The sequence below is a fragment of the bacterium genome, assembly GCA_021108215.1.
Taxonomy (GTDB): domain Bacteria; phylum Oederibacteriota; class JAAXVQ01; order JAAXVQ01; family JAUVAV01; genus JAIORK01.
The window spans coordinates 20,206-33,136 of record JAIORK010000004.1 but is presented as its reverse complement, the minus strand read 5'-3'; the positions used below and the strand labels follow the sequence as shown (position 1 = coordinate 33,136).

2 protein-coding genes (1 of these 2 cut by a window edge) are annotated in these 12,931 nt (G+C 49.6%); both read left to right on the top strand.

The genetic code is table 11. The features are described 5' to 3' along the window. Positions 1 to 58: 58 nt before the first annotated feature. Entirely contained in the window at positions 59 to 1,714 is a 1,656-nt protein-coding gene (locus tag K8S19_00885; protein ID MCD4812240.1) for a phosphomannomutase, read from the top strand. A 513-nt stretch (positions 1,715 to 2,227) separates the two neighbouring features. Next, a protein-coding gene (locus K8S19_00880) for a TolC family protein (GenBank protein ID MCD4812239.1) crosses the window boundary here: on the top strand, positions 2,228 to 12,931 show its beginning. It continues 17,253 nt past the right edge of the window; 10,704 of the gene's 27,957 nt are visible here — the first part of the coding sequence; it begins with the start codon at positions 2,228 to 2,230; its stop codon lies beyond the right edge, outside the window.

The window sequence follows — 12,931 nt, the reverse complement described above, 5'->3', positions numbered from 1 at the left end:
AAATGATATTCAATAATCCAGGATACAGTGTGATGATTGCAAGTGGAGGAACCTGCGCATGTTGATGTTTGGTACAAGCGGTCTTAGAGGTCTGGTAACGGAGATGACGGACCAGGAATGCTATATCAATACCCTTGGCTATCTGCATTATCTTATTCAGAGTAAACAGATTGATCTCGCCGGCAAGGTTTCGCTAGCCGGGGATCTGCGTTTTTCGACGGACCGCATTATGCAGGCGGTGGGAAAAGCTGTCACGGACAGCGGCTGCATCCCGGAAAATTGCGGAAAATTGCCTTCGCCGGCTGTGATGATTTTTGCTATGGAGAAAAACCAGGCCAGTATTATGATTACCGGAAGCCATATTCCGGATGATCGCAACGGCATCAAATTTAACAAACCCAGCGGTGAGATCCTTAAAGCGGATGAACCGGGTATTTTGGATAAAGTGGCCAAGGTTCGCGTGATGGACCTAAGTGCTTTATTCGACCGTGATGGAAATTTTTTAGAGGGTATTGAACGCAAGCTGCCGGAAGTGAATCGTGACGCAGAGAAGAAATACCGTGATCGTTATACGGAAGGATGGCCGGTCGATATTTTGCAGGGCAAGCGGATTGTGGTTGACCAGCATTCCGCAGTGGGCCGGGACATGCTTTGCGATATCTTGGAGTACTTGGGCGCTGAAGTGATTCGCGAAGGCCGAACAGATACCTTTGTTCCGAAGGATACGGAAAATATTACGGAAGCGACAAAGGCCGGTTTTAAAGCACTGGCGGAAAAATACCAGCCATTTGCCATTGTGTCTACGGATGGCGACAGTGACCGGCCTTTTGTTGTTGATGAAACCGGAGTTTTTCATCGCGGGGATGTTTTGGGAGCTGTGGTGGCGAGGTATATCGGGGCTCGTTTTGCTGCGGTACCCATCAGTGCCAATGACGCCATTGATGTTTTTTTGGAAGAGACCGATATTGAGCGGGTACAGACCCGGATTGGATCTCCTTATGTGATTGCAGCCATGCAAAAGGGCATGGATGAAGGGAAAACACCGGTGGTGGGTTGGGAAGTGAACGGCGGGTTCATGTTGGCCACCGATGTTTTTGTGGGAGGTAAGACGCTCAAAGCATTGCCCACCCGCGATGCGGTGTTTCCTACTTTATGCGCATTGCTTGCAGGCATCAACGAAGGGAGTATGAGCAAACTTTTTGGTGGGTTGCCGCAGCGTTTTACTCAGGCCGGTTTGATTGATGATTTTCCTGTCGCGACCAGCCGGCGTTTGATATCCGGTTTTAAATCGGATGATTCAATCATGCAGATTAATTATGATGAGAGTAAGCAAAGCCTGTTGTATTATGACGGGCATATTGAGCGCAGCGAAAGTTATGCGGAGGCTGTTTCGCAGCAGGACCTGGATGCTTTTTGGGAACTTACGGAGAAATCAAAAGATGAAAGAATTATCAAGAAAATTGTTGAAAGCAACTATTTTACATCTGACCGGGGATTTGGCGAAGTGATCCGGATGAATATGGTTGACGGTATCCGTATTGTTTTTTCCAATCATGATGTTGCGCATATTCGGCCTTCCGGCAATGCTCCGCAACTGCGGATTTATTCCAATGCGGATTCGCAACAGCGAGCTGATGAGATTGTTTCCATGGGGTTGGCCAAGGACGGTTTTTTGCGTGCCATGGAGAAAGACATCAACCAGGCGGGTGTCTGAGCCGCTTTTCCGGAATCACTTCGAGGGGTCACGATATACAAAAAAATTATTTAACTCACCGTACCTTCATATATGTTTTTCATGTTTTTAATTTTAAAATTCTGTTGCTTGCGGCAGGAATAAACAAAGGACACGCGGGGCATGGATACCCTGGGGTTTGCCCAGGGTCGTTCATAGTTTTTTTAGAAAAAAAGTTTATCCTTTTTGTAAAAAAATAAAAAAAAACCATCAATAGACTTGTTTTTCATTTTGGGATGACGAGACTTTCTGTAAGATTTTTGGCAGTGATTAAAATCCTTATAAAATAGGCAAAATAATAATCCAGAAAATAGCAAAAAAATGTTTCAAAATGACACAAACACAATTTATTTATTTAAAATAAACGATTATCACAGATTATGGAATTTGATTTTTGTTTTTCGCTATGCTATAATTCAAGCAAATCTAAAAAAGTAATTTAATATAAATAAAATTTTTAATTACCCCTTTGGGGAACAGACGGGAGATGGAAATATGATCCGCATACAAGAAGCCATTTCAGCACTTTTTGATCCTGAACAGCTTCTGCTTCTTAAAAATTGGCATCAGCCCGGTAGGAAGGTTATGACAAAGGTTATTGCAATGCTTATTACATTGGCCTTTGTATTTCCCTACCTCACCTGGGCGTTTGAAGCAGAGGCTTATCCACAGGCCAGGAACGTCGTCATTCATGCACAACAGGAAGTCGGTATTCCTGAGGATTTCGGCGCGATTTTGGATGCCTATCAAGGGCAGGACCGCTTGGTAGTGCATATTCAGGATTTGCATTGCAATTATGAGGTGCAAAATAATATTGCCAATATCATCGATTATCTGGCTGAAGATTACCGGCTCAAACTGGTTGCGATTGAAGGCGCCTCCCGTCCTGTCAATGTGACCCATCTGTCTAAATTTCCCAATCTGAAAGCCAAACAAGCAACCGGTCAATTTTTTATGCGCCAAGGCAAAATGAGTGGTGCTGAATATTATGCCGGTACGGGCAGGCACCCTGTCGTGCTCACGGGTATTGAAAAAGACGAGCTTTATCACAGCAGCCGCAAGCTGGTGATGAGCTTTCTCAATGACGAGAGCCAGGGTTTTATTTATGATTTGCGCGATTTGCTGGATGCTTTGAAGGTTGAAATTTATAGTCCCGAACTCCAGGAATTGGATGATCAAAAACGCGATTATCGTGAGGGTGAAATATCGATCATGAAATACGGTGTCTACCTTTGCGGGTATGCCAAGCGGATTCGGATTGATCTAAATGCCTATGCAGATCTTTTGGAATATGTCTCCAAGCGCCGCAACGTCATCCCGCAGGAGTTGGATCCGGATAAGATTTATGCGGAAGTTGATGCGCTGGATTTGGCTGTGCGAGCAAAACTATATACCTCGCATGCCCAACGGGAGCTGGACACCTATTTGACGAAGTTGGATGTGATGGAAAAACTTTTGAATATTTCAGCCACATCAGATGAGCTCCAGAGTTATCTGCAAAATCGCGGAAGCTATACGGTAAAAGAATTTACCACCTTTATTCAACAGTATGACGCGCTGGGCGATTTACTCATGGAATCTGAGGTTTACGGACTGGATGAATATCTCGACAGAGTTGTTCGTTTTTATGAGATGGCAGACCTGCGCAGTGAGGTTTTTGTAGAAAATACCCTTTCCGGCATGCGGCAGAATAAAACCGGGATTGCAGTGATGGTCACAGGTGGTTTTCATACGGAGCGTGTTTTGCAGGAGATGAAATCCCGCGGTATTTCTTACCTTTCCGTGCGTCCGCGCATGACCCAGGAAGATTTGGTAAATCCTTATTTTGCTTTGATTCGCAATCGCAAAACGCCGCTGGAAAAACTTTTGGCTGAAAATCAAAATATACTTGCTCTGGCACCCAGTTTTCCGCAGGTGGGAGAAGGTGATGCAATTTTATCTGTTGAGCAGGAAGCGGCGCAATCCGGTGATGTGCGGGTTTTTCTCGACAGCATGCGCATGCTGCTGCAAGAGGCGGAGATTGCCGGTTTGGTCTCGAGCGGAACCACGTTGTTGACTGATGTGCAGGCAAAGCTTGAAACTGATATGGCGGTGTATCCTTACACCAATGAGATTACTGTTGATTGGGAAAATGCCGTGAATTCCGGAGATACGTATATTCTTCCGTTTAAGGGTATTGCCGCATCGGCGGTTGTGCGCAGACAGGGTTCGGAAAATCCTGCCGGGATGATTGAATTGGCAAAAATTGCGATTGAAAAAACCGGGTATGAAGTTGTGATGCTGGACAATGCCACCTTGGCGCAGGTTCAGGGACGCTTACTGGCCGGTGGGCGCAGGGTAAGCGGTTCTTTCCTGGGATTGCGCCGGGCAGTCATCAATTTGATCTCACCCATGGCGGTGATGACGACCGGGGGTGCGGCATTGCTTTCCGGGCAGAGTACAAGCAGCTTTATGAGTGCCTTTGGAAATGTAACCCAGGTGCTCCCGGATATGGTCCGCAGCTTGCAGCAGGGAAGCGGCAATGCACTCGGCAGGATACAAGACCGGCTTGGCCGGTTGGTTTTGGATGAACAGGGCAAGGTTGCCGTGAATGTCAGGGTGGTTGCAGGCGCCGGGGTTATTGCCATGGCGCTGGGATTGATCCTCTTTGCCAATGTGCCGGTAATGCTCGGTTCGGCGATTGGATTTGCCGGGATGGCGGTGATTGGCTATCCTGTGATCAGTCGGCAGCTGGGACAATTGACCGGGCAAACCACGGAGAGCATTGCAGGAGAAAATGTCCGTCCGATTTCTCAAACCGGCGTGAGCACGGTTGCGGCGTTGGCAATGGCCGGTATGCTGCTTTCATTGTTGGCGGTTTATTTTGGATATGCGGATTTATCCGGTGTCATTGCCCTGGGGATGAACTGGAGTACTGCTGCATTGGCAGTTGGCGCGCTCGGCTCGGTGTTGCTGCCCCTGGTGGGGATTCCTTTTGTTGTTATGGGTGTCTCGATTTTTCGTTCAAACAGATTGGCTGCAAGCCGGGGGATCCAGAGTACCAAGCTTATCAGTGGTTGGCAGATTTATAATGTGGTTGACCGGCGCGGCGCAAAGACTATTGCCGGATTTGATGAAGCCACAGGACAGATCACGGCTGATCTGGCGCGTCTTTCCCATGTGCCTAAATTTTTCCAGCAGCTTATTTTAAATCATGAGTTGGCGCATCAGGCGCAGGCGGCACGCCGTGCTCAGGCAAACCGGGCACCTGCCGGAAAAATAGTCGGCGAGATCACCGCGTATATCAGTCAGGTTATCTCGATTCCCGGTTTGATGGTGGCGGCAATGCGCGGGACACTGGGCAGCGCCAAGACGACCTTGGCAGCGGCGCAAGCGTTGCCGCGCGGACCGACTGAAAAGACGGCAGTCCAAACCGAAGCCGGTATTGCTCAGGTGGATGTTCCGGGTAAACGCATCCAGTCGGTTTTAAACCAGGTGGCATCGGATAATTCAGTCGGGGCTAAAACCGAGAAATCATCTTCCTGGGTTAAAGCAGCTACAACAGACACCCGTTTGTATTTTGACCGGCTCACCGCCGGTATTCCCTGGGGTCTGGTCAAACGGGCGATGATCACGATTGGTATTATCGGGATTTATTTTATCGGCCAGACGATTCCCATTCCGGGGATTGATCCTTCTTTCATCACTGCGCTTTCAGGCAATACCTCCATGGATATTTTTAATTTCTTTTCCGGGGGTGCTTTGCAGAAGTTTTCAGTTTTTGGTCTGGGCCTGGCACCGTATTTTGGTGCATCCATGCTCATGATGGTCGGGCAATTTATTTTTCCGGCGATCAAGGATCTCCAGAAGTCCGGTGAGATCGGACGGAAAAAAATTGAGAAGTATTCCAAGTATATCTCGGTGGGAATTGCCGTGGTCCAGGCGGTTTTTGTGGTTGCCATGTTTCCGGCATTGTTTGCCTCGACCGGAATGATGGTTGCCGGTGTGATTACGCTGACGCTGGGTTCCGTGATCGTCACCTGGTTCAACTCGGTGATTACAGAACGCGGTTTGGGCGGCAAGCAGACATCATTGCTTTTGGGTGCCATGATTGTTCCCGGCTTGATTGGTCAGGTGACTGCGGCATTGGGTGTGGGTGTGTTGAGTATGCCGGCATTGACCATGATGATTGCCGTACTTTCGTTGTCCGCGCTTTCGGTTGTATTGAACACCTATTATTTCAAACTTCCCATCCGCTCGACACGCGATAGCGGGAAAAAAGACCGGAAGATCAGCGAACGGTTTCTGCCTTTGAAAGCCGACTATATGGGGGTTAACGCGATTTTCAGCTCCATGATGCTCATTTCGTTTATATCCATGGTAACCCAGCCATTGCTCGGATTTGCTATCGCGCCCATGTCTCTGGCTTATATCGGGATCGTGGTGGGTATGATTTTGCTTTTTTCGCTGGTAGGAACCCGGCTGATGCTCAATCCCAAAGAAATCGCGGCCAACTTAGCCGGCTCAGGATCATATATTCCCGGCAAAGCGCCCGGTGCGCAGACGCGTGATTATCTCTCTAAAATTCTTGCGATTCTTCCGGCCGGAGGCGCGGCAGCAGTGATCGCCATGGCGCTGTTGCCGGAAGCGATCGGCCTGGGCGGCATCGGTGTGTCTATCTTTTTGGTGATAGGTATTGTGGTCGGCCTGGGTGACCAGTTGCGCGCTATTTTTGCCGAGCAACGGTCGGCGATGGTGCAAACGGCGCGTCTGGGAAAATCAAAAACGTTTGTAGGACGGGCGCTGCCGTTTTTAGTCCCTGCGGCGATTGTCGGTGCTTTGGCAGGCATATTGTTTGAGGTGGTATTATTCGGTAAATTTGCTTTCGGGATTGTGACTGTTTTTGTCACCCTGGGGTTGGCTTCCTGGCTTTTCACAATAGGGGCCGGTCTTATTGTGGTTGGGTATTTTTCATACCGTCAATGGATTGCACCGCGCCGGCAGGCGCGTGCTTATGCGCGTAAGATTGCAACCATTCGCTCGCAGGCGGATGATGTGGATGTATTGCGGGTTGCATTGCGGGATAAATCATTGGCGGAATTGAAAAATGAGACGAATACCATTCGTCAATCGTTACAGGATAAATCCCTGGAGCAGTCGGAAAAAAGTATGCGCACACAGCGTATGCGGGCGATTGCCATCGCGGCGGTTGCGATTGAGAAACAAAAACGGGCTTCAGCGGATCAGGAGAAAAATGAGGTGACCCGTCAGCTCCTTAAAACATTCACCATGCATCCCAATCAGATTATGGCGGCACTGGCTTTTACAGAGATGCAACAGCGGCGGGGTTGGGCCAGGATCGGTTATTTTTTCCGGATGCTGGTCACGCCGGAGGTGTCGGCGATTGATGCGATGGCTTATGCGATTAAAATGGCGACCGGGCAGGGCAAGACTGAGACTGCGGCGATGGCGCTTTACGCGATGGCGTTGTTGGATCAAGGAGCCCATCTGATAACGCCGAATATCGATTTGGCGGTTGAACAGGGGGTGGAAGCGGCCCGGCTGCTGGCACCGCTCGGTGTCTCTGTCGCTGTCACAGGTTATTTTGATCGTGCTACCTCCCGGCCTGCGGTGATGATCTGGAATGAAACCAAGCAGGAAATGGAAATCAGTCATGATTTAAGCCGGGCGTATGCCGCGGATATTACCTATGGGACGGAGACGGCATTTAATTTTGATTATCAGACCGGGATTAATCCGCGTGATCCCTATTTCCGTATCGATGACGAAGGGGACGTGACTTATTTTGTGGAAGGCGTGACCCCGCGTTCCATTAATCAGGCAGTGCAGGAAACGGTCCGTGATCCGGAACAGAAGGAATTGCTGGCCCGGTTGGTGCGTGCGGTGAAACCCGGTTTCTTGAAAGTGGATCTGGCAACGCAAGGTGTGAAACTGTCTGCTGCCGGAGAAGCGGCGATTCCCAATGCCGATGTTTTTAATGCCTTATCTGATGAGAATCCTGCATTGATGCGTCTTTTGTTTGCCACGATTGTCAGTCAGATGGCGGCACTCCAGAGCAGGAATGATGTCAAAATGTTTGAGATCGCTTACCAGGCAGGTGAGGAAGAAGTAACCCTGACGGAAGAAGCGCGCAAACTATTGGAACAGCAATATCTGGGGCTGTCTACCCAAACCGGTCTGACCGAATTTCCTCTTTTGCAGCATTATCTGCATGCGGCGTTGAATGCCCAGTTTTTCTTTGTTCGGCGCGATGTGGATATGACCGCGATACGGCGGGATTTGCAACCCGGCGTGACAGAGTATCGCATGGTTGGTGGCGAGGTTACCTTGATTAATAAGGAGACGGGTCAGGACATGCCCGGTCAGGAAGTTTCGGGCGGGATTCATCAGGCATTGCAAGCCAAGGAATTTTTGGTGGAAGCCGATCCTCTGCAGCGCCAGGCCATCCGTTTTACGGATATCGGTGAATATCAGAGCCAATTGATGCCGGCCCAGTATGCGCTCCGTTACCGTTGGCGTAATCTGATGTCAGCCACAACCGGCAACAGCGAGGAACAGCAGGAATTGGTCGAACGTCTGGGGCTCTCGCGTCTCCATCTGCCTTCAGATCAGGGGGCCTCGTTGATACGCAACCGCTATGCCGATCAATATTATTTAAGAGCGTCAGAACAATTAAGCGCTGTTCAGGAAATGGTGAAAGAACATAGCGTGATCAGTGGGACGCTGATCGGGACTTATACAACAGGTAAACTTCAGTCACTGGCCTCGCGTATGCTTCAGGCCTTGCGTCGCCAGGGATTTATGGTACAGGTGATTGATGCGGATACACCGGTTTCCCGGTTGCGTACCACTGTGGCGATTGCCCGCTCGCGTGCCAATGCGTTGCAAAAAGAAATGGATGCAGTCAACGCCATGCCGGACGCGCAGGCGCGGCAACAGGCGAAGACTGAACTGCTGCAGCGCTATCAGCAGGACAATAATCAGCTGACGATCTGTGTGATTTCTTCTAAAACCAGCAAGCAGCAGTTGGCGGCGATTAAGCAGATTGCGAACCTGCCTTTTGTGGTGACCCTGACCAATCCCCGCGGTACCCGGGGATTCAATGTGCTGGGGCGCGACATGCTGGCGATAGAGGCGGAAGTGCCGGAGAGTGCGGATGCCAATGATCAGTTGTTTGGGCGTGTGGGCCGGCAGGGATTGATGGGTTATGCTCAGAAAGTGTATAGTTTTGAGGATGATGAAATTTTTCAAAAATATATTCCTGATTTTGTGCAGAAGCTGCTGAACAATGAAGTGACCGGCAATATGATCGGAACCCGCTGGGGCCAGGTAATTTTGCGTAATATTTACAGGACGCATTTGAAAATTTCACGGACAAAATCTGAAGCACGCTCTTATTTTGATAAATATTTTGCTGCTGTGAACCGGGCGGATGTTCACCGGCGGGGGATTGAACGCCGGATTGATGCGATGTCGGAAACGGCCTTGACCGCCTTTGTTCAGGAAAATATTAAGCAGGATATTACAGCTCAGGTTCGTTATTTCACACAAGAAAAAAATATTCGTGAAGTTATCAGCCAACAGATTGCAGATACGGTGAATCAATTTACCCATTATCAAAATCCACAATTATGGGATACGAGTGCGTTGTTGGCGGCATTGAAGCCGGTGGCGATTGATGAGGCGACATTTCAAACCATGGCCGCACTGGTTGAAAATTCAGTGGCAGACCGGAACCGCGGCGGACTGGAATTGCGGAAACGCTTGATTAAACAGCTGCAAAAAGAAGCCGGGACGATCCCGTTTGGCGATGTCCTGATTACCGGGATGGATTTGATGATCACCAGTCTTCGCGACCGGGGGATTCAACTTCCCATTGAAACGCAGGGTTTTCTGGATATGGTTTCCGCGTATGAAATGTCTGCGCGCAAAGGGGATAAGCAGGCGGCGGCATTGCTGGCCGAGGCTTTGACAGCTTATACAATTGATTTTTATGCGATGGTTGTGCGCACGACCGGTATGACGGTGGAAGATCAAAAGAAAAACCTGATTACCCAGTTGAAAAATGATTGGGGCAACCAGTTTTTACGTCCGATTGATACGGCCATGCAGGATGTTATGTTTGTTTCTTATGTAGGGCGTGATCCGTTGAATCGTTTCAAAGAGAAAGCCAGCCGGATCACAATTGATTTTTTCTCGAAACGGGTTCCGCAGATTTTGACAACCGCTGCTGTCTCACCTTTGCGTATTGAAGCAGTGGCTGCACCGGAACGGACCGTGGAAGAGGTCCTGGCGGACGCGGACGCCCTGTTGGGACGCAGTTCAGGTTTTGAGACAGTTGCCGCGGAGACGTCGCTGCCCACTGCCGGGGATGTAGGCAATGAATCCATTCCGGAAAATGCTACGGTTTTATACCAAGCTGCCATTTCCGGGCAATTGCGTCAATTGGATGGTGATTTTAAAAAAGACCGGCCCTTGAATCTTGACAAAGCCAGCTTTGGCCGTGAAGACCAGCCGGTAGTGATTTTCCGGATTAATAATCCGGCATTGCTGGATGAGGCGGATTTTGTTTATTTACAGGAAACAGCCAGAATTATGAATCGTAATGCGCGGGTTATGCTGGTGGTCACTGCGGAAAAATCGACTGCAAAGAAGCACGTCCGTAAAATTCGTCGCGCAGTATCCATTCTTTATGCAAGCAGTCATGCGCAAAAGCGGGCGGAAAGTTATCAGATGACATCCGACGGTCGCTTGCAGACGTCCTTCCGTGGTCTGCGCGGACGGTTGCCGCAATTGGATATTTCACTTTCCCGTCCAGCCAAATATCTGGGGACTGTTTTCCGCAGTGTGGAACGTGCCCTGGTGATGACATTGATGACCACTTTGGTGAGTGTCGGTTTGGTGAGTCTCGGCGCAGTTGGCTTGTTGACGCTGTCCGGCTGGAGCCTGGCTTTGGGCAGCGGCGGTCTGATTGCGGTTGGACTGGTTATGTTGGTAGGGTTGAACAGCGGATTGCGCAAGCGTGCTGTCCGGTTTTCGAAGACATTTATGAAGACAGCCCAGGGTATTTTCCGGGTCGCCTATACGTCGGGACGTACACGTCAACCGGCAGAATCAGCTGAAACCAACCTGCCTGCGCTTGTGACCGGGCAGGTCCGGACCTGGCAGCATGAAGGACTCGATGCCACGGTTTATGTTGACCAACAGGCGGAAAACAATTTGGTCGGCATCACCGCCATGGTGGACAATGCACTCCGCAGTATCATGCTTGATCTTCCCCGCGGGCATAGAAATACGACCCAGAAAATTGTTGTCCTGGCGCAAAGTGACGATGCGCATATTCGCCAACTGCGGGAGCAAGGTGTTCTTGATGAAAATAGTTTTGTCTTATTTTTGGATGGATACCAGGATCAGGGAATTGATTTGAATACAACCGATGGCCAAAACCGGCTGATGCTGGATTTTGTGACTCTGTTTATGATGAGAAGTCCGCTCATTGAAAATGAAGCACAGAAACTTATTTTGGAACATGATTTGGCCAATGAGGCGGCGATTGCAGATGGCTCGGTTTTCGAGCATGTGGATGCAGCGATTGCGGATTATGCCACCGGGATTGTCCAGCAGGCGCTCCAGGCCCGTATCGGCCAAATAATCACGGAACAAAGTACCGCGACCCCGGGAGACGTTGGGCAGGCACTCAGTCTGAATCGTGTTTGGGGCATGGGGAAAAGAGTTTTTAGTGTGATTGCCGGATTGGCCACGTTGCTGGTTACCGGTTGTGCCTCGAACAGGGCGTACACGCGGGCATTTGAACCGGCGCATTTTACTACCGGACAACGTGCGTATACATCAACCCGTCAGGTGCGTCAGACTGCAAAAGGGGATTTGCCCGGTTTGATTTCCAGTGCCATGCGCACATCATCTTCATTGGATATTGACCGTACCAAAATTGATTTGGCGCGCGAATCGGTTTTTCAGGCCAAGCTGGCTGCCTATATCCCGAGTCTCACGGTGAAGGTGCCGCTGTATCGTTCTTATATGGGTGAATTGGGCCGGGTAAGCGAGGGGCGTGTGGATGGCGCTGATTTTTTTGTGGATGAAATGATCCGTGTCCATTCGAGAATTTATGATCCTGTTCGTTCGGCTTATTTCCAGAGGCTGGAGTCCAATGCCGCGGTGCATCGTTCTGAATATCACCGTGATATCAGCGTGCTGGTGCCAAAAGTTGTGAAAGGGTATATTGAACTGCGTAATGCCAACTATGTTGTTTCCCAGCGTAAAGCCGCGCTTCAGGAATTACTGACACTGATAAAACAAAATGAAATAAAAACGCAGCAAGCGCCGGTTGAACAGCAAGCCCGATTGCGTGTTTATCATCTTCAATTGCTGACCCGGGCGGACAAGATCCGGACCCAATTGGCGGAGGCCAATGCCAATGTCAGTCAAAAAATGCGTGATCTTAATATTTTGGTAGGCAACCCGGTGGGAACCAAGCTGAGCGTTGGCAACAAGCTGGTGACCAAGTCTGAACTGGACACGATCACGTCCAAGTATTTTGGTCTGACACCGGCCCGGGGAGAGATTGATGTTTTACAGGCCAAAGAGCGGATGTCAAATTATGAAGTGGAATTGCTCAAAGCCAATCGTTCCTGGATCCCCACGCTGGATTTGAGTGGGATTGTTTTTAGCAATTCCAAGGGATTTAAGGATATGGCGTACTATGTGGAATTGCGCGCACGCTTGTTGCACACTGATTTTGGTTTAACTGCAGCCCGGCAGCGGGTTGCGCAGGTCAATGCGCAGATTGCCGGTTTGGATGTCAAGCAGTCCAAGTGGCAGCAGGATTTTGCGATTTGGAAAGCTCAGATGACCATGCAACATTCTGTCGGACGGATGCAATTTCTGGAAAATCAGTTGCGCCAGATCGGTGAGAAACTGGCATTGGCGGAGCTGAATTACAAGGCCAACCGGGGCGATGTCATTCTGGTGGCGGAATTACGCAGCCAATGGGCGGATCTCTATATCCAACGTTCCAGTATGCAGTTTGAATATCTAACCGCCTCAATGATTTTAAAAGGTACGGAAAAACCGGGCATGTCCACGGCAACGATTACGTTGCCCACGGTGAGTCAAAATCTGCAACTGGTTACAAAAAAATCAATGAATGTGCGCCGCTCCATTTTAGGCACCCAAGCGGCC

What these genes read in the sequence shown, in the direction of transcription:
- K8S19_00885 (MCD4812240.1), top strand. Translation starts at nt 59, where the DNA reads ATGTTGATGTTTGGTACAAGCGGTCTTAGAGGTCTGGTAACGGAGATG.